This is a genomic window from Actinokineospora guangxiensis, assembly GCF_042657845.1.
Lineage (GTDB): Bacteria > Actinomycetota > Actinomycetes > Mycobacteriales > Pseudonocardiaceae > Actinokineospora > Actinokineospora guangxiensis.
Genome location: NZ_JBHSKF010000017.1, coordinates 58,846 through 81,293, shown reverse-complemented (window position 1 = coordinate 81,293; position 22,448 = coordinate 58,846). Strand labels below are relative to the sequence as shown.

General features: G+C 72.8%; 26 protein-coding genes. 8 read left to right on the top strand and 18 right to left on the bottom strand.

Annotated elements, in window-relative coordinates; genetic code table 11:
• Positions 1 to 56 precede the first annotated feature (56 nt).
• Positions 57 to 1,565 carry an MFS transporter gene (locus tag ACFPM7_RS25975; protein WP_378250404.1) on the top strand — a complete coding sequence of 503 codons (1,509 nt, stop codon included), beginning with the start codon at positions 57 to 59 and terminating at the stop codon, positions 1,563 to 1,565.
• Here the strand turns inward: ACFPM7_RS25975 and ACFPM7_RS25970 are convergent.
• The 4 genes from ACFPM7_RS25970 to ACFPM7_RS25955 all read right to left on the bottom strand — a co-directional run bounded on the left by ACFPM7_RS25970 (position 1,562) and on the right by ACFPM7_RS25955 (position 5,244).
• Positions 1,562 to 2,269, bottom strand: coding sequence for an ESX secretion-associated protein EspG (locus ACFPM7_RS25970; protein WP_378250403.1), 708 nt, complete (start codon positions 2,267 to 2,269; stop codon positions 1,562 to 1,564). The genes ACFPM7_RS25975 and ACFPM7_RS25970 overlap by 4 nt on opposite strands.
• Complete coding sequence (locus ACFPM7_RS25965; protein ID WP_378250402.1) at positions 2,262 to 3,425, bottom strand: WXG100 family type VII secretion target; 1,164 nt, start codon at positions 3,423 to 3,425, stop codon at positions 2,262 to 2,264. The genes ACFPM7_RS25970 and ACFPM7_RS25965 overlap by 8 nt, the downstream gene beginning before the upstream one ends.
• Before the next feature lie 7 nt (positions 3,426 to 3,432).
• Complete coding sequence (locus tag ACFPM7_RS25960) at positions 3,433 to 3,819, bottom strand: hypothetical protein (RefSeq protein ID WP_378250401.1); 387 nt, start codon at positions 3,817 to 3,819, stop codon at positions 3,433 to 3,435.
• Between the two features lie 114 nt (positions 3,820 to 3,933).
• Positions 3,934 to 5,244, bottom strand: coding sequence for a hypothetical protein (locus ACFPM7_RS25955; RefSeq protein WP_378250510.1), 1,311 nt, complete (start codon positions 5,242 to 5,244; stop codon positions 3,934 to 3,936).
• A gap of 246 nt (positions 5,245 to 5,490) precedes the next feature.
• Here ACFPM7_RS25955 and ACFPM7_RS25950 point away from each other — a divergent pair, with 246 nt between their 5' ends.
• Positions 5,491 to 6,579, top strand: a complete 1,089-nt coding sequence (locus tag ACFPM7_RS25950; RefSeq protein ID WP_378250399.1) for an adenosine deaminase — start codon at positions 5,491 to 5,493, stop codon at positions 6,577 to 6,579.
• Here the strand turns inward: ACFPM7_RS25950 and ACFPM7_RS25945 are convergent.
• Both ACFPM7_RS25945 and ACFPM7_RS25940 read right to left on the bottom strand, forming a co-directional pair.
• Entirely contained in the window at positions 6,569 to 7,066 is a 498-nt protein-coding gene (locus tag ACFPM7_RS25945; RefSeq protein ID WP_378250398.1) for a hypothetical protein, read from the bottom strand. The genes ACFPM7_RS25950 and ACFPM7_RS25945 overlap by 11 nt on opposite strands.
• A complete protein-coding gene (locus ACFPM7_RS25940) occupies positions 7,063 to 7,821 on the bottom strand; it encodes a hypothetical protein (protein ID WP_378250397.1) in 759 nt (252 codons plus the stop codon). Before ACFPM7_RS25940 ends, ACFPM7_RS25945 begins: the two co-directional genes overlap by 4 nt.
• Positions 7,822 to 7,912: 91 nt before the next feature.
• On the opposite strand from ACFPM7_RS25940, the gene ACFPM7_RS25935 reads away from it, so the two are divergent.
• Positions 7,913 to 8,728: a helix-turn-helix domain-containing protein gene (locus ACFPM7_RS25935; RefSeq protein WP_378250396.1), complete on the top strand. Its 816-nt coding sequence runs from the start codon at positions 7,913 to 7,915 to the stop codon at positions 8,726 to 8,728.
• Here ACFPM7_RS25935 and ACFPM7_RS25930 read toward each other — a convergent pair.
• Positions 8,706 to 8,888 (bottom strand): DUF397 domain-containing protein, encoded by a 183-nt coding sequence (locus tag ACFPM7_RS25930; protein ID WP_378250395.1) that lies wholly within the window; start codon positions 8,886 to 8,888, stop codon positions 8,706 to 8,708. The genes ACFPM7_RS25935 and ACFPM7_RS25930 overlap by 23 nt on opposite strands.
• Positions 8,889 to 8,999: 111 nt before the next feature.
• Here ACFPM7_RS25930 and ACFPM7_RS25925 point away from each other — a divergent pair, with 111 nt between their 5' ends.
• Positions 9,000 to 10,289: an RICIN domain-containing protein gene (locus ACFPM7_RS25925; protein ID WP_378250394.1), complete on the top strand. Its 1,290-nt coding sequence runs from the start codon at positions 9,000 to 9,002 to the stop codon at positions 10,287 to 10,289.
• A 53-nt stretch (positions 10,290 to 10,342) separates the two neighbouring features.
• Here ACFPM7_RS25925 and ACFPM7_RS25920 read toward each other — a convergent pair whose 3' ends face one another.
• The 11 genes from ACFPM7_RS25920 to ACFPM7_RS25870 form a co-directional block, all read right to left on the bottom strand.
• On the bottom strand, positions 10,343 to 11,572 hold the full coding sequence (locus tag ACFPM7_RS25920; RefSeq protein ID WP_378250393.1) for a primosomal protein: 1,230 nt from the start codon (positions 11,570 to 11,572) through the stop codon (positions 10,343 to 10,345).
• A gap of 93 nt (positions 11,573 to 11,665) precedes the next feature.
• A complete protein-coding gene (locus ACFPM7_RS25915; protein WP_378250392.1) occupies positions 11,666 to 12,178 on the bottom strand; it encodes a YbaB/EbfC family nucleoid-associated protein in 513 nt (170 codons plus the stop codon).
• Entirely contained in the window at positions 12,175 to 12,594 is a 420-nt protein-coding gene (locus tag ACFPM7_RS25910) for a YbaB/EbfC family nucleoid-associated protein (protein WP_378250391.1), read from the bottom strand. Before ACFPM7_RS25910 ends, ACFPM7_RS25915 begins: the two co-directional genes overlap by 4 nt.
• A gap of 54 nt (positions 12,595 to 12,648) precedes the next feature.
• Positions 12,649 to 13,659 (bottom strand): NAD(P)/FAD-dependent oxidoreductase, encoded by a 1,011-nt coding sequence (locus ACFPM7_RS25905; RefSeq protein WP_378250390.1) that lies wholly within the window; start codon positions 13,657 to 13,659, stop codon positions 12,649 to 12,651.
• A complete protein-coding gene (locus tag ACFPM7_RS25900) occupies positions 13,656 to 14,753 on the bottom strand; it encodes a C40 family peptidase (protein WP_378250389.1) in 1,098 nt (365 codons plus the stop codon). Before ACFPM7_RS25900 ends, ACFPM7_RS25905 begins: the two co-directional genes overlap by 4 nt.
• Positions 14,750 to 15,076: a hypothetical protein gene (locus ACFPM7_RS25895; protein ID WP_378250388.1), complete on the bottom strand. Its 327-nt coding sequence runs from the start codon at positions 15,074 to 15,076 to the stop codon at positions 14,750 to 14,752. The genes ACFPM7_RS25900 and ACFPM7_RS25895 overlap by 4 nt, the downstream gene beginning before the upstream one ends.
• 58 nt (positions 15,077 to 15,134) lie before the next feature.
• A complete protein-coding gene (locus ACFPM7_RS25890) occupies positions 15,135 to 15,995 on the bottom strand; it encodes an aldehyde dehydrogenase family protein (RefSeq protein WP_378250387.1) in 861 nt (286 codons plus the stop codon).
• Positions 15,988 to 17,418, bottom strand: coding sequence for an aldehyde dehydrogenase family protein (locus ACFPM7_RS25885; protein WP_378250386.1), 1,431 nt, complete (start codon positions 17,416 to 17,418; stop codon positions 15,988 to 15,990). The genes ACFPM7_RS25890 and ACFPM7_RS25885 overlap by 8 nt, the downstream gene beginning before the upstream one ends.
• On the bottom strand, positions 17,418 to 18,389 hold the full coding sequence (deoC, locus tag ACFPM7_RS25880; RefSeq protein WP_378250385.1) for a deoxyribose-phosphate aldolase: 972 nt from the start codon (positions 18,387 to 18,389) through the stop codon (positions 17,418 to 17,420). Before deoC ends, ACFPM7_RS25885 begins: the two co-directional genes overlap by 1 nt.
• A gap of 56 nt (positions 18,390 to 18,445) precedes the next feature.
• On the bottom strand, positions 18,446 to 18,982 hold the full coding sequence (locus tag ACFPM7_RS25875; RefSeq protein WP_378250384.1) for a hypothetical protein: 537 nt from the start codon (positions 18,980 to 18,982) through the stop codon (positions 18,446 to 18,448).
• Positions 18,979 to 19,629, bottom strand: a complete 651-nt coding sequence (locus tag ACFPM7_RS25870; RefSeq protein WP_378250383.1) for a DUF1707 SHOCT-like domain-containing protein — start codon at positions 19,627 to 19,629, stop codon at positions 18,979 to 18,981. Before ACFPM7_RS25870 ends, ACFPM7_RS25875 begins: the two co-directional genes overlap by 4 nt.
• A gap of 215 nt (positions 19,630 to 19,844) precedes the next feature.
• On the opposite strand from ACFPM7_RS25870, the gene upp reads away from it, so the two are divergent.
• From upp to ACFPM7_RS25850, 4 genes are all read left to right on the top strand, one after another.
• Positions 19,845 to 20,468, top strand: coding sequence for a uracil phosphoribosyltransferase (upp, locus tag ACFPM7_RS25865; RefSeq protein ID WP_378250382.1), 624 nt, complete (start codon positions 19,845 to 19,847; stop codon positions 20,466 to 20,468).
• A 74-nt stretch (positions 20,469 to 20,542) separates the two neighbouring features.
• On the top strand, positions 20,543 to 20,830 hold the full coding sequence (locus ACFPM7_RS25860) for a hypothetical protein (protein ID WP_378250381.1): 288 nt from the start codon (positions 20,543 to 20,545) through the stop codon (positions 20,828 to 20,830).
• On the top strand, positions 20,827 to 21,786 hold the full coding sequence (locus ACFPM7_RS25855) for a hypothetical protein (RefSeq protein WP_378250380.1): 960 nt from the start codon (positions 20,827 to 20,829) through the stop codon (positions 21,784 to 21,786). Before ACFPM7_RS25860 ends, ACFPM7_RS25855 begins: the two co-directional genes overlap by 4 nt.
• Positions 21,783 to 22,319 carry a DUF3558 family protein gene (locus tag ACFPM7_RS25850; protein ID WP_378250379.1) on the top strand — a complete coding sequence of 179 codons (537 nt, stop codon included), beginning with the start codon at positions 21,783 to 21,785 and terminating at the stop codon, positions 22,317 to 22,319. The genes ACFPM7_RS25855 and ACFPM7_RS25850 overlap by 4 nt, the downstream gene beginning before the upstream one ends.
• Positions 22,320 to 22,448 lie beyond the last annotated feature (129 nt).

The window sequence follows — 22,448 nt, the reverse complement described above, 5'->3', positions numbered from 1 at the left end:
GCGTATAACTTACGCAGTTGTGCGTATGACGTACGCAGTTAGAGGGGGTTCCCGTCATGTCCGATCGTCGCGCCTGGGCCGGTCTCGCCGTCCTGGTGCTGCCCTGCCTGCTGATCTCCATGGACATCAGCGTCCTGTTCTTCGCCCTGCCCTTCATCGCCGCCGACCTCGGGCCCACCGGCCCGGAGCAGCTGTGGATCATGGATGCCTACAGCTTCACGCTGGCGGGCGGCCTGATCACCATGGGCGCGGTCGGCGACCGCGTCGGCCGCCGCAAGCTGCTGCTCCTCGGCGCGGCGGCCTTCAGCGCCGCCTCCGTCGCCGCCGCCTACGCGCCGACGGCCGAGCTGCTCATCGCCGCCCGCTTCCTGCTCGGGGTCGCCGGGGCCACGCTGCTGCCGTCCACGCTGTCGCTGATCAGGACCCTGTTCCCGGACGACGCCAAGCGCAAGGTCGCCATCGCGGTGTGGACCGGCGGCATCACCATCGGCGCGTTCATCGGTCCGATCGCGGGCGGCCTGCTGCTGGAGTTCTTCTGGTGGGGCTCGGCGTTCCTGATCAACCTGCCCGCCATGGCCCTGCTGCTCGCGCTCGGCCCGATGCTGCTGCCGGAGACCCGCAACCCCGACGCGGGCCGCTTCGACTTCCCCGGCGCGGTGCTGTCCATGGCCGCGATGCTCGCGGTGGTCTACGGGATGAAGAAGACCGCCGTCGAGGGCGTCGAGCCCGTGCCGGTGGCCGCGCTGGTGCTCGGGCTCGTGCTGGCGGTGGTCTTCCTGCGCAGGCAGCGGCGCATCGCCTACCCGCTGGTCGACCTCGCGATGTTCGGCGACCGCACCTTCGGGACGGCGATCGGGATCAACCTGGTCGCGATGTTCTGCTTCATCGGCTCGATGATGTTCACCAACCAGTACCTGCAGCTCGTGCTCGGCATGCGGCCCTTCGAGGCGGCGCTGTGGTCGCTGGTGGTGGTGCCGTTCATCGCTGTCGGCATGACCGTCTCCGGAGTTCTCGCCCAGCGCCTGCGGATCGCGCCGCTGGTCGCGGGCGGCCTGGTCGTGCTGGCGTCGGGGTTCGCGGCCCTGGCGACGCTGGAGGTCGACTCCGGGCTGTGGGTGGTGCTGGCCGGATCGGGTCTGGTCGGCGCGGGCGTGCTCGTCACGACCACGCTCACCGGCGACCACGTCCTGTCCACGGCGCCGGAGGAGAAGGTCGGCTCGGCCTCAGCGCTGGCCGAGACCGGCACCGAGCTGGGCGGCGCGCTGGGCATGGCGGTGCTCGGCACCGTCGGCGCGGCCGTCTACCACCGCGAGATGGCGGGCGCGGTCGCCGGGCTCCCGCCGGAGGCGGCGGCCACGGCCCAGGACACCCTCGGCGGCGCGGCGGCGGTGGCCGCGCAGACCCCGGGCGGTGAGGCGCTGTTCGCGGCGGCGGAGAGCGCGTTCGTCAGCGGGCTCACCACGACGGCGGTGTCGGCGGCGGTACTGGTGCTGGTGCTGACGGTTCCGGCGTACCGGGCGCTGCGGAAGGTGCCCGCGCCGCGTCGTGAGGCGGTCGCGGCCTAGCGCAGGTCGGCCATGGCCGAGGCGAGGCGGGCGTGGTCGGCGGGGACGATGGTCAGCCAGTCGCCCGCCGGGCGCAGCAGGTAGCGGCCCTCGGCGGTGTCCACCCAGGTGACCGGGTCGGGGCGGCGGTCGACGGTGGCGCGGCCGTTGCCGGTGTGGCCGGTGGCGGCGGCCAGGGCCGTGTGCGCCTCGGGTTCGCGGATGCCCGCGTCGCGCAGGACGCCCAGGAAGGCGATCGGGGACCGCTGGGCGCAGGCGGCGTCGTAGTCGGCGCGGCGCAGGGTGGCCGAGCGGCCGGGGCCCGCGGGCAGCGGGGGCAGGACGCTGACGGCGGTGTCGACGGCGGTGCCCGGCCGGGCCCACCAGAGGTGCGCTTCGGCGCCGTCCCAGGTGAGCGCGGCCGTCGCGGTCCTGGTCTCGGCGACGGTGGCCCGGCCCGAGCCCCCGGCGAAGGCCAGGTCGATGTCGATGGAGGCGGCGGGATGGGCGAGGACGTCGACGAGGTCGGCGAGGTCGGGGTGCGGGTGCTCCAGCGTGCCGAGCCCGCGGTGCGCCAGCTGTGCCGAGCACACCGCGTGTATCCGCGCCTTGTCCGCCGCCGTCGCCCCGAACCGCAGGGAGCCGATGGGGGAGGCGGCCTCGGAGACGCGGGCCCAGAGGGCGGCGAACTCGACGGTGGCGAGGCGCAGCGGGTACTCAGGCACCGAGCACCGGCGGGGCGACGGGGGTGTGCGCGCCGAAGACGTCGGAGTCCTCCTGCAGGTAGGCGGGGGTGCGGTGTTCGTGGTCCTCTTCGGGCCGCATCCCCGAGCCCGCGCCCATCCCGCCCATCGCGCCGCCTCCCGAGCGACCGCCCGCGGCGGGCTGCGCCTGGGGGCGAGTCTGCTCGGCCGGGGTGGTGCGGGCGGCTTCCTGGCCGCTGACCGGTCGGGGGGCGGGCTCGTCGCGGGTGCCGGGGCCCGCGGGGGTGTTGGTGGTGCCGAGGACGCCGTTGGCGGCGTTGCCGCCGGGGAGCCCGGTGGTCGCGCTGGAGCCGCCGGAGCCGCCTGGCCCGTCGACCCCGCCGGACGGCGTCGTCGTCTCCGGACCGCCGTAGACGATGACCGGACTGACCGGCGCCGCGAACGCCGGAATGCTCCCGTCGACCTGGCTGGACCCGTGCTGGAACCGCGCCATCACCTCGGCGGCCTCGCGGTGCGCCGCGTCGGCCTGCTGCCGTGGCGGCACCGACACCACCGGGGCCGCCACCTGCTGACCGTGGAACCGCGGCCGACCCGAATCGGGCCCGCCGTGCCACTGCGCGAGGCCCGCGTCCTTGCCGCCGTGCCAGTGCGCCACACCGGAGTCCCCGCCCGCGGCCCACTGCGGCCTACCCGCGTCCGCGCCGCCGATCCACTCGCGCCCACCCGGACGTCCGCCGCCCTCCGGCCCGCGACCGGGCGGTTCCGGCACGACCGCGCACTCCCCGCCGTGCCACTGCGGCACCGGCTCGGGCATCGCCGCCCTCGCCCACTCCAGGTGATCGGCCTCAGCGTGGATCGCGTGGCGCACCTGCTCGGCCCGCAACACCGTCTCGACCGCCCAGGCCAGCACGGTCCGCATCCCCTCCCGGGCCTTGGCCGCGGCTTCCCCCTGCCACCCGGCCTCGGACGCGCTCACCGCCTTCCCCAGCCGATCGACGATGTCGTGCAGCTCCTGAGCCACATCGGCCCACTGCTGCGCGGTCCGCTCGGCCTGCGCGGTGTCGCCGCCGGAGTGGACCATGCGGTACAGCTCGGCGTGCGGCCACGCCATCCAGTCGACGGGCTCGGCCAGCGAGGTCGGCTCCTGCGGCGGGGGGACGGGGTACGGGTAGGGCACCAGCACCTCACACCTCCCGGTACAGCCGCGCGGCGGCGTCGTCATCGGCATCGACGGTGCTGTCCACGGCCTCCCGGACCGTGACCGCGAGCTGGTCGAGCACCCCGGCGAACTGCGCGAGAACGGTCCCCGCCGATTCCTCGTGCCCGGCCGCGGCGGTGGAGATCCGCGCGGAGACGATCCGCCCGACCCAGTTGTCCCCGAACGCCAACGGCGAGGCCAACTCGGTGTCGGCGACGGCCCGCAGCCCGTCCACCCGCAGGCGGGCCTCGTCAATGGCGGCGATGAGCGCCTCAGCGGACTCCGCCTCGATGACCACATCCCCGGCCTCGACAGCCGAGCGAACATCTCCGACAGCGCCCGCCGCTTCGGCGAACGCGGGCATCTCCGTCATGGGGAGCAGGGTACTTACCGCCCCGCGGCGACGGCCGACGATTGCCCAAGACGACGACGGCCGACATGCCGTCCGACTCACCCAGAGTCGGACGGCGCCGGCGGTGTCCCAGAACTACGCCCCCGCGGGGACGTCGTTCTCCTCGTTCTCCTCTTCGCGCTTCTCCAGGGCCTTCCCCGGCTTGGTCCCGTTCGTCCGGCGACGCGGGTTCTGCCGGGGCAGCGTGGTCGGCGGCTGCGGCGTCGGCTGGCTGCCGCCGAGCATCAGCTCCGCGAAGGTCGCCATCGCCTCGTCCAGGTGGCCGCCGATCCGGCGGACGGACTCCTCGTTGCTCTTGCGCACCAGGGACTCCACCGAGGTGCTGTCCGGCTGCTTGCCCAGCGCCGCGTCCACCTTGCTGAACTCGGACTTGATCGCGCCGCTCAGCTCGCCGATCTTGCCGGTGAAGCCGTCCTCCACCGCGTCGAGGCGGGTGGTCATCTCGTCCAGGCGGGTGGTGACGCGCTCCAGGCGCTCGGCCAGGGTCTCCAGGCGGTCGCTGGCGTCGACGGTCTCCTGGGTCTCGCGCAGGGCCTCGCGCAGGGCCGAGGTGGCCTCGTCCAGCTTGCCGTGGACGGCGGTGCCGGTCTCGCCGAGGGAGGCGGCCAGGGCCTCGCGGGTCTCGGTGAGGGCGGCGGAGGCGGTGTCGAGCTTGGCGTGGAGGGAGTCGTTGGTCTTGCCGACCCGGGTCTCCACGGTCGCGACGGCGTCGGTGGTGCGGGAGACGGCGTCGGCGATGCGGGTCTCGGCGGCGGTGACGGCGCCGGCGACCGAGTCGGCGGCGGAGGTGGCGCGGGTGGCCACGGACTCCGAGGTCTCGCCGATCTGGCGGGCCAGGGCGTCCTTGGTGCCGTCGAGGTGCTCGTGCACGCCCTCGTCGACCTCGTCCAGCCTGCCGCGCAGGGCGGTCTCCATGATCTCGATGCGCTCGCGCACCGGGCCCGACGTGCTGGACGGGACGTTGTCGATCTTGGTGTCCTGCTTGTCCAGGTGGTGGTCGAGCTCGTCGATGCGGCGGTGGATGTTGGAGAGCTTGTCCTCCAGGCCGTCCATCCGGCCCGCGACTCCCTCGAAGCGGCCCGCGACGCCGTCGAGGCGGCCGTCGAGCTGGGCGAACGGGGTGGCGAGCTTGTCCACGATGGTGTCGACGGCGCGCGCCAGGGCGGCGATGGCGGTGTCCTGGGCCTCCAGCTTGCGCAGCGCGGCGTCCAGGCGGTCGGCCAGGACGGCGGTCTCGGAGCGGTCGGGCATCTCCGAGAGGCGCTTGCGCACCGCGCCGATGGACTCCAGGGGCGACAGGCGCGCGTGGATCTCGTCCAGGGCGTCGAAGATCTGCTGCTGTTCACTCTCACGGATCTCGGCCGCGCGCGTGAGCATGTTGCGCATCCGGTCGAACGACACCGTGTGGTTGTTTTCGTTCACGGAGGTGACCTTCGTCCTGGGTGGGGGATGTGGAGACGGGAAGGAGCCTAACCACTGCCCGGAGCCGCCCTTACACCACCCGTAGATAATGCCGCTTGCCCAACACGCGTTATTGGGCCGTTTGGCGGATCAAGCTCCGATGCGCGGTGAACCATACGTGACCCGTCCGTTACTCGAACGGGTGACGTCGGGGCTGAGTACCGTGTGTCCATGTCGACCCCGCTCACCGCGGACACGATCCGCCAAGCACCCAAAGTCCTGCTTCACGACCACCTCGACGGCGGCCTGCGCCCGGCCACCGTGCTGGACCTCGCCGACGCGGCTGGCTACCGCGCCCTGCCGCGCGAGGACGCCGCCGCCCTCGGCGCCTGGTTCCGGGAGTCGGCCGACTCCGGCTCCCTGGTGCGCTACCTGGAGGGCTTCGCCCACACCTGCGGGGTCATGCAGAACGAGGACGCGCTGGCGCGCGTCGCCGCCGAGTGCGTCGAGGACCTGGCCGCCGACGGCATCGTCTACGCCGAGGTGCGCTACGCCCCCGAGCTGTTCACCGAGGCCGGTCTCGGGCTCGACCCGATCGTCGAGGCGGTGCAGGCCGGGTTCCGCGAGGGCGAGCGCCGCGCCGCCGCGGCGGGCCGGACCATCCGCGTCGGCACGCTGCTGTGCGCGATGCGCCAGAACGCGCGCTCGCTGGAGATCGCCGAGCTGGCCGTGCGCTACCGCGACGCGGGCGTCGTCGGCTTCGACATCGCGGGCCCGGAGGCGGGCTTCCCGCCCACCCGCAACCTCGATGCCTTCGAGTACCTGCGCCAGCAGAACGCGCACTTCACCATCCACGCCGGTGAGGCGTTCGGGCTGCCCTCGATCTGGGAGGCGATCCAGCACTGCGGCGCCGAGCGGCTGGGTCACGGCGTGCGCATCGTGGACGACATCAAGGTCGACGCCGACGGCGGCGCGCACTTGGGCAGGCTGGCCTCCTACGTGCGCGACCGGCGCATCCCGCTGGAGATGTGCCCCACGTCCAACCTGCAGACCGGCGCCGCGTCCGCCATCGAAGATCACCCCATCGGACTACTGACGCAGCTCCGCTTCCGGGTGACGGTGAACACGGACAACCGCCTGATGAGCGGCTGCACCGTGACCAGCGAGATGGCCGCCCTGGTCGAGGCGTTCGGCTACGGCTGGGCCGACCTGCAGTGGTTCACCGTCAACGCCATGAAGTCGGCGTTCATCGACTTCGAGGAGCGCCTGGACATCATCAACACGGTGATCAAGCCCGGCTTCGCCCGGCTCATGGGCTGACGACCGGCACCCCGGCCGCGCGGGCGGTGGCGAGCACGCTCGCGGCGACGGCGGGCAGCCACAGCACGGCGCGGGCGGCGGCGGACGGCGCGTGCACCGCCGCCCGCCACCGCCCCCGCGCCACGACCGCCCACGGCACCTCGGCCCCGTCCTGGAAGACCCCCGCGACCAGCCCGCCCGCCCCGGCGGCGAGCCGGGTGGCGACCTTGCGCGCGGCGAAGCGGGTGCCGGGCGGGGCGAGCCGGGCGGCCTGTGCCCCGACCTCACCGGCCAGGCCCGCGGTGAGGGCCGCGCGCAGCCGCCGGGTCCTGACCTCGGCGACGTCGGCCCAGGCGATGGTCTGGGCGTCGAAGCCGATGGCCAGCGGGCTCAGGTGGACCGCGCCGACGCGGGCGAACGCGCCGGGCAGCGCGCCGCCGCCGGGCAGCAGCGCCGCCAGGGTCGCCTCCCACGGCGCGGTCACCGGGGCGGCGGGCATCGGGATCACGCAGGCACCCGGCGGGCCCGCGTGTCCCACAGCGGGTGCCGGTAGGCCTGCCACCACAGTTCGGCGGCGATCAGCCCGGCGATGACTCCCACCGGGTCGAACTCCCAGGCGAACTTCTGCTCGGAGAAGAACCCGCTGAGCGCGCTGGCCGCGAGCGCGACGGCGGCGGTCCAGCGCCTGCGCAGCAGCAGCCCGAGCACCGCGGCGCCCACGACGTACGTGCCGCCGGCCACGACCATCGCGGCGGTCGCCATCGACAGCTTCACCATCAGCAGCCGGCGGATGGCCTCCGGGTCGCGCTCGTGCTTGGCCAGGCTCTTGGGTCGCGCCTGTTCGGGGATGTGCGACAGCGCGTGCAGCTGGTCGTACATGTCGACCATCACCGGGTACGCACCGACCCACACCAGGAAGACGAGGAAGCCGACCAGCACCAGCCCGGCCGACTCGGGGCCGAATTCGTGCTGGTCGCCGCGCTGGTACCGGCCGAGGAAGACCGCCGGGATCAGCGCGGCGGCCAGAGCGGGCGCGAACAGCGCCGGCGGGACCCCGGCCATCCCGACTCGGCGCGTGGCGACGATCAGCGCCGCGGGCAGCCCCAGTGCGATCGCGGCGAAGACCGGGTCGCCGACGCCGAAGAACAGGGCGAGGAACGCGGTGGCCGACCAGAAGAGGCCGAACACGACGAGCCGGTGCGCCTTGTTCTCGATCAACCAGGGGACGACGTTCTCGACGATCTTGCGAAGCCAATCGGTCACGGGACACTCCCAATCTGCAACCGTTGCAAATCGTCGTAGTTTACTGATCGCCCTGAGAGGTGCAAGCGTTGCACCGTGCAAGGATGGCGGCATGTCGGTCAGCGCGGAGAGCAGGCGCAGGCTCGGCCGGGAACTGCGCGAGCTGCGGGAACGGGCGGGCAAGAGCCTGGAGGAGGTGGCCGAGCGGCTGGACTGCTCGGTCGCCAAGGTCAGCCGGATCGAGACCGGCCAGGTCGCGGTCCGGGTGCTCGACCTGCGCGAGTTCCTGGACAGCTGCGGGGTCGGCGGGGCCCGGCGCGCGGCGCTGCTGGCGGTCGCGCGCCAGCAGCAGCGCAAGGACTGGTGGCGCGAGTACGCCGACCTCATCAACGACGGCTACGACCACTACGTCGGCTACGAGGAAGAGGCCACCGCGATCCTGGAGTACCAGCCGCAGTGGATTCCCGGCCTGCTCCAGACGCACGGCTACGCCCGCGCCCTCGCCGAGGCCTTCGGCGTCGCGCCCGAGAACGCCGCGCGGGTGGCCGACCTGCGGATGGCCCGGCAGTCGGTGCTGCGCAAGGCCGACCCGCCCGCGCTCGACGTCGTCGTCGACGAGTCGGCCCTGCTGCGCTCCTGCCCCGACCCCGAGGAGATGCGGGCCCAGCTGCGCAGGCTGCTGGAGCCGGGCCCGCTCGTGCGGGTGCTGCCACTGGCCGCCGGGATGCACCCGGCCCAGCCCGGCGGCTTCATCGTCCTCGGCCTGGGCCCCGGCGACGCCGTCGCCTACACCGACGACCTCGCCGAAGGTCGGCTGGTGACCACCCCGACCCTGGTGGCCCGGTTCACCCGCGTCTTCGACGCGTTGCGCGAAGTCGCTCTCTCTCCCGGTGATTCGCGCGCGTTCATCGAAGCTCTGCTCGACTGACCGCCCCGAGGAACACCCGCCAGGCGGAACCGCCGAACGCGATCTCCGCCACCGGGCTCTTCGCGTCGCGCACGGCGATCCCCGGCTCGGGGAACGCCACCTCGACGCAGGTCGCACCGTCGCCGCAGCGACTGCTCTTGATCCACTCGATGTCGCTCATGGCGACCATGCCAGCGCCTGGACCCGCCGTGAACGCCCAGCTCCGGACGCTTCTGGACAGGACCGGACGTCGCCGTCCGACTACCTTGGGTCAGGACCAGGGGGAGGGCGCATGGCCGACGGTCCCGATCCGACACGGGTGAGCGACCTGCCGGGCCTGGCCGAGGAGCTGGGCCTGCTGCGGGTCCGCGCCGCCCGGGGCACCGGCAGGCCGATCGTCAGCCTGGCCGAGCTGACCCGCCGCATGGGCCTGCCCGCGACGAGCAAGTCCACCGTCCACAGCCACGCCACCGGCCGCACCCTGGCCCCTGCCGAAGCCCTGGACGCCATGGTGATCGCCCTGGGCGCGACCCCGGACGAGCAGCGCGCCTGGGCCGAGGCCTGGTTCCGGGTGGCCGCGTCCCGCCACGGCACCCGACCCGCCGCCGCGGTCCCCGGGCCAGGTCGGGAGGACTCCCCGCCTGCCGCTCCGCCTGCGGTGAGGGCGCGGCCGAGGTACCGGGCGGCCGCGCTGGTCGTGGTGCTGGTCCTGGTGGTCGGCGCCGACCTGCCCGCCCGAACCGCGCCCCACCCGGACGCCCCGGCGGCCATCCAGGTCGTCGACCTTCCCCACCGTCCGCCGTTCCTGGCGAAGCTCCGCAACGCCGCCACCGGCAAATGCCTCTCCCGCAATGGCGCGTTCACCCACCCGGCCGACTCCGAGAAGGTCGGCCAAGCCGTCTACCAGTGGGAGTGCGCGGCCTCGGACAACCCGGGCCACCACCTCGTCATCGCCCCCGTCGGGACCAGGTGGCAGATCCGCAGCAGCACCCGCACCGCCCTCTGCCTCGCCGCCGACGGCGCGCCAGGCGACGAACAGCGCTACCGCCAGTGCGACACCGCCGATGACCGTTACTTGTGGACGATCCAGGGCGCCGTGCCGGACTCCATGACGATCCGCAACCACGACACCGGGCTCTGCCTGGCCCACCAAGGCGGCGACCCCGACATCCACATCCGAGTCCTGCAACGCCCCTGCGCCACGGGCGACGACGCCCGCTGGCGAATCGAGGACTACCCGCCCCTCAACAGCGGCCACTGCCCCAGGACCAGCCTCGGCGTGCGCAACCACGAAAGCGGTCACGTCCTTCCCGTCGTGATGCTGCCGTCAGGCCCCACGGCGCACGGCTGCGCGGTCACCATCGAGCGGTCCGGCCGCTGCCTCACCGCCGATGCCCGGTGGAGCGCCTGCACCCCGGGTCACCGCTGGATCCCCGAGTGGGTGGGCGAGGTGGACGGGGAACTCTGGACCCGCCTCCACTCGGCCACGACCACGAGCCGCTGCCTGGAGGCCACCCCGGAGCCCAGGGTCGTGCCGTGCGACGAGGAGTGGGACCAGCAGTGGAGCGTCGAGAACCCCTGACATGACAGCGCGCCCGCCCGGTGGTCACCGGACGGGCGCGAGCGTCACGTCGTTCAGCGGGTCTGCAAGCGGTCCTCGAAGTCCTGGACCAGCTTCGCCCACGCGGCCGACTCGGCGTCGAACGGCGCGCTCGGGGCCAGCCGGGTCGGGTCCGGGGCGAGGATGAAGGACACCAGCCACCCCAGGCTCTCCGACTGCCCCAGCGCGGTGGCCACGCTGTCGTCCTCGGCCCACTCGGCGGCGTCGGTCAGCAGCTCGACGGCCAGGTCCAGCTGCACGGGGTCGACGGCGTCCACACCCTCGGCCAGGTCCTCGTTCAGACCCTGCAGCACGTAGGTGTTGTCCTCTTCGACGTCGATCTCCAGGCTGCCGTCGGTGGCCTTGGAGTGCACGTCCTCCCAGGTCGAGACCTTGGCGAGGTCGTTGTCGTCGAACTCGCCGACGGCCAGGTACTTGGCCAGCCCGCGCACCGACGTGGCGACGTCGATCTTGCCGTCCTTCCCGAGGAAGATCGGCTTGTCGTCCAGGTAGCAGCGCAGCGTGTAGTACTCCGACCCGTCGGAGATGATCTTGATCGGGTCGATCCCGACCTCGCCCCAGAACCCGACGGGAGCCTCGTCGGCCTGCTCATCGGACTCCTCCTCGGCGTCGGCGTCCTCAGCCGCGGCGGCCTCGGCGGCGGCCTGGAACGCGGCCAGCTCCTCGGCGGCCTTGTCCAGCTCGGGCCCGGTCACCTCGGGGACGGTGACGACGGAGTCGAGCGCGTCGAGCAGGTCGTCCCACTTGTCGATGACCGTCTTGGCCAGGTCGTTCCACAGCCGCTCGCCATCGCGCCCGGTGAACGGGTAGGTGCCCTGGTCGAGCACGGCGAAGCCGTCGGCGGAGTCGAGGATCTCGTGGACCTCGTCCAGCTCGCACACGTCGGCCAGCGACCGGATGATCGAGACGATCTCGGCCAGCTCGCCGATGGTCCAGGTGTCGGGCTCCTCGGCGACCAGCTCGGGCACGCCGACCAGGTCGTACTGGTGGGCCTCGGCGGGGATCAGCTCGGCCACGGTGAGGGCCGGGACGTGGTTCCACGCCGGGTGGTCGATGAGGTCGTGGTCCTCGGCGGTGCGCACGAACGCCGCCAGGTGGGCGGTGTCGGTGAAGGCGTAGAGGTCTTCCTCGTGGCCGAGGAACGCTTCCCACTCCTCGCCGTCCTCCCGCCAGCGGGGCGCCCACAGCGTGACGAGGTCGCCCTGCGGCAACCCCAGCTCAATGGGGACGATGTCCTGAGCCATGGGAGGTCCTCCTGGTCGCGGCAGGGGCTCGGGTGCCTGGGCAGCCTACGGGGTGAGGATCACACGGATTCACCTAGGCTCCTACCCGGTTTCTCACCGGTCGGACCGCAGGAAGGACAGGTCGAACGACAGCGGGTCGTCGTCGTCGCCGTCTTCGGTCCGGGGGTCGGGTTTGCGCTGCTCAGCGGCGGCGAAGCGCTCGTCGCGGCGGCGCTGGAACTCTTCGGCGGTGATGCTCGGGCGGCCCTGCTGCCGGGCGGGCGCGGCGTGCCCGGAGATCAGCTCGACGGCGTAGGTGAGGTTGTCCCCGAGCAGGGGCGCGAGCCGGTTGTAGCCCGCCTGTGTCGCGTTGGCCAGGGCGGCGTGGGCCACGTGGACGAGCAGCCTGCCCAGTTCGGGCCCCCAGCGGACGGCGTCCTGGCGCAGCCACACGTCCAGCAGCTTGCCGCGCCCGTCCACGGTGACCCGGACCGTCTGGTACTGGTCCATCGCGGTGCCGGTGACCTCGGCGAGGACCTTCTCCACGTTCTCCAGGGCCTCCTGGCGCGCGCGGCCGTCCTCGATGAGCTGGCGGGTGGAGCGCTCGACGGGAACCCGGTCGGTCATCGCCGCCTGCCGGGCAGCCGGCCGGGGGGTGTCCCCAGGGGATTGTCGTAGTCGGCGTCGGAATCGTCCTCGTCGACGGGCTCGTAGCCGAGCGAGGCGAGGTGCTTCTCCCCGCCGGGGCCGAGGACGGGGGCCAGCGCGGCGTGCATCGCCCCGCCCGCCCGCCGGGTCGCGTGCGCGGCGACGGCCATGATCTGCGCGGCCAGCGCCTCGGAACCCTGGCGCAGCGCGTGCGGCGCGATGACGATCTCGGTGGGCAGACCGCCCGGCTTGACCTCCACGGTCACGCCGCCGTCGCCGCTGCTCGCCCGCCCGCTCACCGGCCCGAACCGGCCGAGCCGCTCGGCGGCCTCGGCGCTGGTCCGCTCGACCTTGGCGGCGACCGAGTCCAGCTCCCGGTCGATGTCGATGTCCACGTCCCAACCTTACGGCCGGTGCCTGCCCGGGGACGGGTGAATCCGCGCGCGGTGTCAGAAGCGGTCGAGGCGGCAGCCCGCCAGTACGGCCTCGGTGGTGCCCTCGACCACCTCGCGCGCCACCGCGCGGCCCACGGCCGCGGCGAGGGTGACCGCCGAGTGCGTGACCGCCAGGTAGAGGCCGGGCACCTCGGGGACGGGGCCGATGATCGGTTCGCCGTCGGCGGGCATCGGGCGCGCGGCGACCCGGGAGCGGAGCAGGTCGACGTCGGGGGCGCGGAAGGTGGAGCGGATGGCGGCGAGGGTGCGCTCGGCCGAGTCGGCGGCGGCGTGCAAGCTGCTCGGGGTGGCCTGCCGCAGGTCGAAGTCGGCGGTGTGGACCACGGTGCGGACCAGGCCGGGCGGGGCGCTGAAGCGGAACAGCGTCGCGGGCGACGGCTCGACCGGCACGTCGACTCCGAGCGGCGCGGCCAGCGCGGCCGTGGCCACCCCGGCCGCGAGCACCACGGTGTCCCCGGCGCAGAACCCGGCGGCCGTCTCGACCCCGCAGGCCCGCCCCTCGGCATCCCTGCGGATCGCGGTGACGGGGGCGCCCATGCGCATCGTGGTGCTGTGGGAGCGCGCGCCGGTGATCATCCGGTTGACGACGCCCACCGGGTCGACGGAGCCGTCATCCGGTGCCCACACGGCCCAGTCCGGGGGCCGCCGCAGGGCGGGTTCGAGCCGTGCCGCTGTCGCCGTGTCCACGATCTCCTGGCCGGGCCCCGCCTGCGGCGAGGTGTCGGCCGCGCCCCAGGACAGCGAGCCCGACCAGGTCACCGGCAGTCCGGGCAGCTCGGCTTCGAGCCTGCGGTACTCCCGCGTCGCGCTCCGGCGCAGCTCGGCGGCCGGGCCCGTGCGCACGCCCGCCGCCCCGATCCAGGCGAAGGAGTCCCCGGTGACGCCCGTACCCGGGACCGCCACCTCGACCACGGTCACGACCGCGCCGGCCCGAGCCGCGTGGTAGGCCACCGACGCGCCGGTGACGCCCGCCCCGACGACCACCACGGACCGGGGCGCGCTCACCCCGTCGGGCGGTAGAAGCCGACGAAGGGCATGCCCGCGTTGGTGGTGCGCAGCGGGCCGACCTGCACCGGGTCGCCCGCCTCCACGATCTGGCCGTTGCCGATGTACATGGCGACGTGGCCCTCCCAGCAGATCAGGTCGCCGGGCAGGAGCTGGTCGGCCGAGGGGACCTCGGCGCCGATGTCCTGCTCGCGGGAGGTGCGCGGGATCTCCAGGCCGCCCTCGCCGTAGGCGTACTGGGTCAGGCCGGAGCAGTCCAGGCCGACGCCGGGCGACGTGCCGCCCCAGACGTAGGGGACGCCCAGCTGGGACAGAGCCGCGCGGACGGCGCGGGCGGCCGTCTCGTTGGGGGCCTCGACGCTGCTGCCGTCGGGCAGGTTGACCATGACCCCGGTGCCCGGCTGCGGCGGGATGGCCACCGGCAGCCTGCGCTTGGTGACCGCGCCACCGCCGCCCCCACCGCCGCCGGAGTCCCCGCCGCCCCCGCCGCCCCCGCCACCGCCGCCGGAGCGGTCGGCGTAGGTGGCCGGCGGGCTGCCGGACGCCGAGGAGGTGGTCGTGCCCGAGTCGCCGGTGAGCTTGGTGACCACGCCCGTCAGCTGGGTCATGACCTTGTCGAGGTTCATCGACGTGTCGCCGGTCAGCTGGCCCGCGTAGCGCGCCAGCTCGGTGAGCTTGCGCTGCGCGCCCGCGGTGTCCCCGGCCTGGCGCAGGGCGGCGGCGGCCGACAGCAGCTCGGCGGCCTTGCGGTTGAACTCGTCCAGCTGGGCCTGGTTGACCTTCTGGCCGACCTTGAGGATCTCCCCGGCCTCGCGGACGGCGGTCTGCACCTCGGTGCTGTAGCTGGAGAGCGCCTTGCTGCGCGAGGACTGCGCGGCGACGTCGCCCTCGTGGGCGAGCGCGCCCTGGCCCGTCCAGCCGGAGCGCAGCGAGGAGGCGTGCCGGTCGGCGTCGTGGCCCGCCGTGTCCACAGTGGAGGCGATGGTGGCGTGCCGGGCGCCGTAGGTGTCGATGGCGGCGTCGTCGGTGGCCAGGTGGCGCTGGGCGGTGGCGGCGGGCTGGACCATCGGGTCCAGCAGGTCGCGGGCGCTCACGCGCCCTCACCCGCGGCGCGGCGCAGGTTGCGGGCCTCGTCGTCCTCGACGCCCTCGAAGTTCACCCACGTCCTGGCGACGGCCTCGGCGGTGCCGCGGTAGGACTCGGCCAGGCCGTTGACGTCGGCGACCTGGCGCTGCGCCGCCGCGCGCAGCGCCGCGGTCAGCCCGACCTCGTCGCCGATCTTGGAGAACGCGCCGTCGCCGAGGTCGAGGCCGCCGGTGACGCCCCTGAGCTGGTCGGCCAAGGGCCGCAGGCCTGCGGTGTAGGCGTGGAAGGCATCGGCCTCCCCGTAGTACCCACCGACGTCCGACTGGCTCATCAGCGACTCCCCTCTAGTCGGACGTTGGACGCACGTCCTCCCTCGCAGGCTCCCCCGATTACACACCCATCGGGTGCCAGACGGTCTTGGTTTCCAGGAAAGCCCGCAACCGGGTGATGCCCGGGTCGGCCAGCCAGTCCGGTTCGGACCCGCGCAGCACCCGCTTCACCGTGCCCGCCGCGGCCCGCTCCAGGTCGGCGCGCTGCTCGGGGGCGCAGCCGACCAGGTCCAGGGCGTTGACGTCGGCGTGCGCGGCCAGCCACGGGGCCATCTCCGCGGTGTGGCCGGTGATCAGGTTGACCACGCCGCCGGGCACGTCGGAGGTGGCCAGCACCTCGCCGAGGGTGATGGCGGGCAGCGGCCGGTCCTGGCTGGTCACCACGACCGCGGTGTTGCCGGTGGCGATGGCGGGCGCGAGCACGCTCACCAGGCCCAGCAGCGAGGACTTCTGCGGCGCGAGCACGCCGACGACGCCGCTGGGCTCGGGCACCGAGAACGAGAAGTACGGGCCCGCCACCGGGTTCGCCGCGCCGAAGACGGTGGCGACCTTGTCGGTCCAGCCCGCGTACCAGACCCAGCGGTCGATCGCGGCGTCGACGAGCTGCGCGGCCTTCTTCGGCTGCACGCCCTCGCCCGCGGCGACCTCGGAGACGAACTGCTCGCGCCGCCCCTCCAGCACCTCGGCGACGCGGTAGAGCACCTGCCCGCGGTTGTAGGCGGTGGCGCCCGACCACTTGCCGAACGCGCCGCGCGCGGCGACGACCGCCTCGCGCAGGTCCTTGCGCGAGCCCTGCGCCGCGTTGGCCAGGAACTTGCCGCGCGCGTCGGCGACGGGGTAGGTGCGCCCGGACTCCGAGCGCGGGAAAGCACCGCCGACATAGAGCTTGTACGTCTTGGACACCGTCAGCCGATCAGACATCGAGGTACGCCTCCAGACCCGCGCGGCCGCCCTCGCGGCCGAATCCCGACTCCTGGTACCCGCCGAACGGGGCGGTCGGGTCGAACCGGTTGAACGTGTTGGCCCAGACCACGCCGGCGCGCATGCGGTCGGCCATCCACAGGATGCGCGAGCCCTTCTCGGTCCAGATGCCCGCGGAGAGCCCGTAGGGGGTGTTGTTGGCCTTGGCCAGCGCCTCGTCGGGCGTGCGGAAGGTCAACACCGACAGCACCGGGCCGAAGATCTCCTCGCGGGCGATGCGCATGGCCTGGCTGACGTTCGCGAACACCGTGGGGGCGAAGAAGAAGCCCTTCTCCGGCACCGGGCACGGCGAGGTCCAGCGCTGCGCGCCCTCGTCCTCGCCGGAGGCCACCAGCTCCTGGATCTTGGTGAGCTGCTCGCGGGAGTTGATCGCGCCGACGTCGGTGTTCTTGTCCAGCGGGTCGCCGACGCGCAGGGTGGCCACCCGGGTGTGCAGCTTGGCCAGCAGCTCCTCGGCGACGGATTCCTGCACCAGCAGGCGGGAGCCTGCGCAGCAGACGTGGCCCTGGTTGAAGAAGATGCCGTTGACGATGCCCTCGACGGCCTGGTCGAGCGGGGCGTCGTCGAAGACCACGTTCGCGGCCTTGCCGCCCAGCTCCAGGGTCAGCTTGCGGTTGGTGCCCGCCAGCGAGCGCTGGATGATCTTGCCGACCTCGGTCGAGCCGGTGAAGGCGACCTTGTCGACGCCGGTGTGGTTGACCAGCTCGGCGCCGACGTCGCCCGCGCCGGGCAGGATGTTGACCACGCCCGGCGGCAGGTCGGCCTGCTGGATGATCTCGGCGAGGACGAGCGCGGTCAGCGGGGTCGTCTCGGCGGGCTTGAGGACCACGGTGTTGCCGCAGGCCAGCGCCGGGGCGATCTTCCAGGCGGCCATCAGCAGCGGGAAGTTCCACGGGATGACCTGGCCCGCGACCCCCAGGGGCTTGGGGTCGGGGCCGTAGCCGGCGTAGCCGAGCTTGTCGGCCCAGCCGGCGTGGTAGAAGAAGTGCGACGAGGCCGTCGGCACGTCGACGTCGCGGGACTCCTTGATCGGCTTGCCGTTGTCCAGCGACTCCAGCACGGCCAGCTCGCGCCCGCGCTCGGCGATCATCCTGGCGATCCGGTAGATGTACTTGGCCCGCTCGGACCCGGGCATGCGGCCCCAGGTCTTGTCGTAGGCGCGGCGGGCGGCCTTGACGGCGCGGTCGACGTCGGCGGAGTTGGCCGTGGAGACCTCGGCCAGCACCTCCTCGGTCGCCGGGTTGACCGTCTTGAGCGGCTCGCCGCCACCCTCGACGAACTGCCCGTCGAGGAACATCCGGTACGCGGGCTTGAGGTTCGCGATCGCCCGCGACTCAGGCGCGGGCGCGTAGTCCCAGGTCATTAGTCCACCGTTACGTAGTCGGGGCCGCTGTAGTGGCCGGAGCGCTGCGTGCGGCGCTGCATGAGCAGGTCGTTGAGCAGGCTCGACGCGCCGAAGCGGAACAGGTGCGGGTCCAGCCAGGCCGGGCCCGCCACCTCCTGCACGGCCACCAGGTAGCGGATCGCGTCCTTGGTGGTCCGGATGCCGCCCGCGGGCTTGACCCCGCGCAGCTCGCCGGTGGCGGCGTGCCAGTCGTGGACGGCCTGGAGCATGACGTGCGTGACCGGCAGGGTCGCGGCGGGCGAGACCTTGCCGGTGGAGGTCTTGATGAAGTCGCCGCCGGCGAGCAGGCCCAGCCAGGACGCGCGGCGCACGTTGTCGTAGGTGGCCAGCTCGCCGGTCTCCAGGATGACCTTGAGGTGCGCGTCGCCGCAGGCCGCCTTGACGGCCTTGATCTCCTCGAAGACGGCCATGTAGCGCCCGGAGAGGAACGCGCCGCGATCGATCACCATGTCGATCTCGGTGGCGCCGGCGTCCACGGCCATCTTGGTGTCGGCCAGCTTGATCTCGCGGCTGGAGCGGCCCGAGGGGAACGCGGTGGCCACGCTGGCGATGCCGATGCCGGTGCCGTCGAGCGCCTTGACCGCGGTGGCCACCATGTCGGGGTAGACGCAGACCGCGCCGACCTGCGGGACGTCGGGGAAGTCGGGGTCGGGCCTGCGCGCCTTGGCGCACAGCGACCGCACCTTGCCCTCGGTGTCGGCGCCCTCCAGCGTCGTCAGGTCGACCATCGAGATCGCCATGTCGATCGCCTGGAGCTTGCTGTCCTTCTTGATGCTGCGGGTCCCGAGCCCCGCCGCCCGCTGCTCGACCCCCACCTGGTCGACACCGGGCAGCCCGTGCAGGAACCGCCGCAGCGCGGTCTCGTCTCGCGTGGCGTCGGCGAACTCCGCGGGCGGAGCCCCGGACGTCGCTGTCTGGAGGTCGGACATGGAGCCGAGTCTAGAACCCACGGGTAACCCGATCGCGTCACACGGGTGCGGCGGGGTCAGAACACCTCGGGCGCGACGCGGATGGCGGTGGCGACGGCGTAGACGAGCAGGGTGGAGCCCATCGCGACGCCGATCGGGAAGCTCGGGGTCAGCGGGCGGCGGCGGACCCAGGCCGTCACCGCCACGACCAGGGCGCACTGGACGACGCCCAGGACGATCATCGACCAGTCGTCCAGCATCAGGCCGAGCGGCACGAAGTGCAGGGCGACCACGATCGCCACCCACGAGGCGAAGTACCGCTGCAACCCCCGCTTGGCCAGCACCAGGCAGCCCAGCCCGGCCGCCACGACCTCGGCCGCGACGATCACCCCGAACCAGTGGTACTGCCCGTCCAGCGCCGTCGGCGTGTCCCAGAACCGCGCCACCTGGATGCCGCCGCCGATCGCGACGAGGATGCCGACGACCGAGCCCGCGCCCAGCCACGGCCGGGCCTTCTCCGGCGGGCCTTCCTGCGCCCAGCCCAGCCACACGCAGGTCATCAGTCCGAACCAGGCCGCGCTGAACAGCGCGTCCCGCAGCAGCGCGGCGGTCACTCTTCTTCGATCTCTTCCCGGCGCTTCTTCTTCGGCTTGCGCGGCGGCTTGACCTCGACGGCGCCCATCATCGCGAAGCCGGTGACCCGCACGACCGGTGAACCGGGCGGGCCCTGGGTGAGGACCTTGTTCTCGAAGCCGCCCATGAACCCGGCGCCGGTGACGTGCACGGTGACGTCCTCGGGCACCCGCACCTCGACCCCGCCCATCAGGGCGAACGCCTGGATGACGGTCTCGCGGGCCTCGAAGCGGGCCTGGGTCAGGTCGATCTCGACGCCGCCCATGATCGCCACGGCGCTGAAGGTCGGCGGGATCGTCCACGGGCCCTTGCGCTCGGAGCCGGACATGATCGCGATCGCGCTGGAGGACGTCCCGCGACCCCCGATCCGGGCCGAGGGCACCCCGGCCTGCGGGACGGCGGGCTGCGTCGTCGGGCGGCCCGCGTGGGCGACGGGCAGGTCGCGGATGACCGGCTCCAGGTCGCCGAACGTCTTGGCCGCGTACACGCTGTCGAGGCGTTCTTCCAGCTCACCGACGGTGAGTCTGCCTTCGGCCATCGCGTCGTGCAGGATCTTGGCGAAGCGCTCCCGGTCGGCGTTGGACGCGCGCATCTCGTGCGGACCGGGGACGGCGGGCAGGTCACTCACGCAGGTGAGCCTAGCCCCTCGCGGGGTCCGCGGTCCGACAGTCGGGCCCGCACGCGGTGCTCAGACCACCCACGTGCCCCTCGACCGGTCCGATGAACGGGCGCAGCCGCGGTCCCGTGTGCCTGCCGCGGACCCCGGAACGCGGTCCGCTTGTGCCTGCGGGCCCCCGGCGTGAGCGAGCTCCCGCCGCGCACGTGTCCGCTAGATTCCGCTGCATGGACGTCCGCACGATCGACCACCCCCTCGCCAAGAGCCGCCTCACCGTCATGCGCGACGCGCGGACCGACAACGCCACCTTCCGCGCCGCCCTGCACGAGCTGACCATGATGCTCGTCTACGAGGCCACCCGCGACGCCCCGCTGCGCACCGAGCGCATCCACACCCCCGTCGCCCGCACCGAGGGCCACTGGCTGGCCAACCCACCCCTGCTCGTCCCCGTCCTGCGCGCCGGCCTCGGCATGGCCGACCAGGCCCACCGCCTCATCCCCGACGCCCAGATGGGCTTCGTCGGCCTGGCCCGCGACGAGCAGACCCTCCAACCCACCCCGTACATGGAGTCCCTGCCCGAATCCCTCGCCAACCGCCCCGTCTTCGTCCTCGACCCCATGCTCGCCACCGGCGGCTCGATGGCCTACACCATCCGCCTCCTGGTCGACCGCGGCGCGACGGACGTCACCGCGATCTGCGTCCTGGCGGCTCCTGAGGGCGTGAAGTGCCTTGAGGAGTCCGGCTTGCCGGTCCGGTTGGTCACGGCGAGCGTGGACGAGCGGCTCAACGACTCCGGCTTCATCGTCCCCGGCCTGGGCGACGCCGGTGACCGCCAGTACGGGGCCGTTTAGTCCTACCCCGACCGGGTGAACGGTGGAACCGGTCGGGCGCAGCGGAGTCGTACCCCCCGACTAGGGGGTTCGACGTGACATCAACCGGTTTCACCGCTGAGCTGGACGCGCTCGCGCCAGTGGCCAACGAAACGCTGCCGTCCGTGGCCGGGGTGGTCGACGCGCAGCACGAGGTCGCTTCCGCGCACGAGGGCCTGCAAGGCGCGGGGACGTTCCACGCCGTCGACCCGATGCAGCGCGCCTACGCCCGGTTCACGGATCTGATCGGCGACCGGCTGTGGTTGGGCTCGGCGCGCATCGAGGACACCGCCCAGGTGCTCAAGGAGATCATCGACACCTACCGCAGGGCGGATGGCCAGTGACCGAGGTCGCGTGGGTGACGGACTCCGAGCTGGGCATCGCCGCCCACCGCCTCGGCGAGAAGATCATCGAGATGTACGCCAAGGCGGAGATCGGCAGCGTCGGCGGCTTCGGCCCCAACCACGACGGCACGCTGATCGAGTCCGTCATCCTCGACGCCTCGGACTTCACCTCCCTCGACCCGCAGAAGATCATCGACGAGTCCGAGCGGATGCGCTCCGTCGTGCTGGCGCTGGGCGGCCAGGGCCAGGCGAAGGCTGATCTGGACCAAGCCGCGACGATCCTGGCCACCCGGTGGTCCGGTGAGGCCGCCGGCCGCTTCCACGACCAGATGAAGTTCATCCAGTACTTCCTGGAGGACCACGCGCGCGCCGCGGAGCGGCCGATGGTCGCGCTGGGCATGGCGTTGGCGGTGTCGGTGCAAGCGCGCTCGAACTACCTGCACCTCGCCGAGGGGACCATCGTCGCCTGCGACCAGGAGATCACCGCCCAAGTCCAGCGCACCGCCGAGGCCGACACCAAGCGCACCGCGACGCTGATCAACTCTGTGCTCGGCCTCTTCTCCAACCAACCCGGCGAACTGGTGGTGAACGGCATCGAGTCGGTCGTGTCCATCACCGCCGCCGAGATGGAGATCGATCTGAAGGTGTCGAACGCGCCAGAGGTGGTCATGGCGTACACCCGCGGTCGAGATCAGCTCAGGGCGGACTACGACGACGCGCTTACTCAGGTGACGCAGTGGCTGGATCGGGAGTCCGCAGGGCTGAGCGCGAGCGAGGTGACGTTGTTCCGGCCTCTCCCGGCGTCCTACTCACCGTCCAGCCCGGACTTCCGGTACGAGATGTTCGCCAGCGGTTCCAGAAGCGTGGCCGAGTTCGGTCCCGTGGTGGAACGTGATGGGCGCGACAGTGGTGCGCCGGATCCGGACAGCCCGGTGTCCAGGAGGTTGGCGGAATGAAGCGCGGCATAGTGCTCTTGGTCTTCGTCTGCGCTGCTGGGTGTGGCACGAATGTGGACACTCCTCCGCTGCCGATGACCACCTCCACCGCTGCGACCACCGTGACCACGCCTCCGGAGATCAGTGAGTCGGTCGCGGTTGAACCGCTGTTGAAGGACCCCTGTGCGGCGGTGTCGATGTCGACCCTGCGGGATCTGGGTGTGCCGTTGGTGCCTGCTCGCATCGAGGTGGACGCGGCGGTGGGGTGCCGATGGGAGGAAGGTTCGGTGGGCACGGGGCTCGGTGTGATCGTTCATCCCGGCCACGACCCGCTGGAGGGCGTGTTCGACCGTTCCGGGGTGCAGCAGATCGATGTCGCGGGGTTTCCGGCGTTGCGGTTGGGGGTCAAGCCGGAGTCGTTGTGCCAGGTGTGGGTGAAGACCGCTCCTGATCAAGGGATCAGCGTCAACTACCGCTCGTTCGACCGGCCCATCGATGCGTGCGGCGGAGCTACCGCGGTCGCCTCGGAAGTGGCCGGCGCGCTACGACGATGAATGGTGTCACACGGCGGCGAGACCAGATGCGCGCTGACTACGACGGTGCACTGACCCAGATCACGCAAGGGCTGGACCGGGAGAGCTTCGGCAGCTGGTTGGCGGCGGGGGCGGATCAGGGTCTCAGCG

What these genes read in the sequence shown, in the direction of transcription:
- deoC (WP_378250385.1), bottom strand. Translation starts at nt 18,389, where the DNA reads ATGTCCGACCTCCAGACAGCGACGTCCGGGGCTCCGCCCGCGGAGTTC.
- ACFPM7_RS25950 (WP_378250399.1), top strand. Translation starts at nt 5,491, where the DNA reads ATGTCGACCCCGCTCACCGCGGACACGATCCGCCAAGCACCCAAAGTC.
- upp (WP_378250382.1), top strand. Translation starts at nt 19,845, where the DNA reads ATGGACGTCCGCACGATCGACCACCCCCTCGCCAAGAGCCGCCTCACC.
- ACFPM7_RS25925 (WP_378250394.1), top strand. Translation starts at nt 9,000, where the DNA reads ATGGCCGACGGTCCCGATCCGACACGGGTGAGCGACCTGCCGGGCCTG.
- ACFPM7_RS25930 (WP_378250395.1), bottom strand. Translation starts at nt 8,888, where the DNA reads ATGAGCGACATCGAGTGGATCAAGAGCAGTCGCTGCGGCGACGGTGCG.
- ACFPM7_RS25975 (WP_378250404.1), top strand. Translation starts at nt 57, where the DNA reads ATGTCCGATCGTCGCGCCTGGGCCGGTCTCGCCGTCCTGGTGCTGCCC.
- ACFPM7_RS25920 (WP_378250393.1), bottom strand. Translation starts at nt 11,572, where the DNA reads ATGGCTCAGGACATCGTCCCCATTGAGCTGGGGTTGCCGCAGGGCGAC.
- ACFPM7_RS25935 (WP_378250396.1), top strand. Translation starts at nt 7,913, where the DNA reads ATGTCGGTCAGCGCGGAGAGCAGGCGCAGGCTCGGCCGGGAACTGCGC.
- ACFPM7_RS25955 (WP_378250510.1), bottom strand. Translation starts at nt 5,244, where the DNA reads ATGCGCAACATGCTCACGCGCGCGGCCGAGATCCGTGAGAGTGAACAG.
- ACFPM7_RS25850 (WP_378250379.1), top strand. Translation starts at nt 21,783, where the DNA reads ATGAAGCGCGGCATAGTGCTCTTGGTCTTCGTCTGCGCTGCTGGGTGT.
- ACFPM7_RS25885 (WP_378250386.1), bottom strand. Translation starts at nt 17,418, where the DNA reads ATGACCTGGGACTACGCGCCCGCGCCTGAGTCGCGGGCGATCGCGAAC.
- ACFPM7_RS25890 (WP_378250387.1), bottom strand. Translation starts at nt 15,995, where the DNA reads ATGTCTGATCGGCTGACGGTGTCCAAGACGTACAAGCTCTATGTCGGC.
- ACFPM7_RS25915 (WP_378250392.1), bottom strand. Translation starts at nt 12,178, where the DNA reads ATGACCGACCGGGTTCCCGTCGAGCGCTCCACCCGCCAGCTCATCGAG.
- ACFPM7_RS25895 (WP_378250388.1), bottom strand. Translation starts at nt 15,076, where the DNA reads ATGAGCCAGTCGGACGTCGGTGGGTACTACGGGGAGGCCGATGCCTTC.
- ACFPM7_RS25960 (WP_378250401.1), bottom strand. Translation starts at nt 3,819, where the DNA reads ATGACGGAGATGCCCGCGTTCGCCGAAGCGGCGGGCGCTGTCGGAGAT.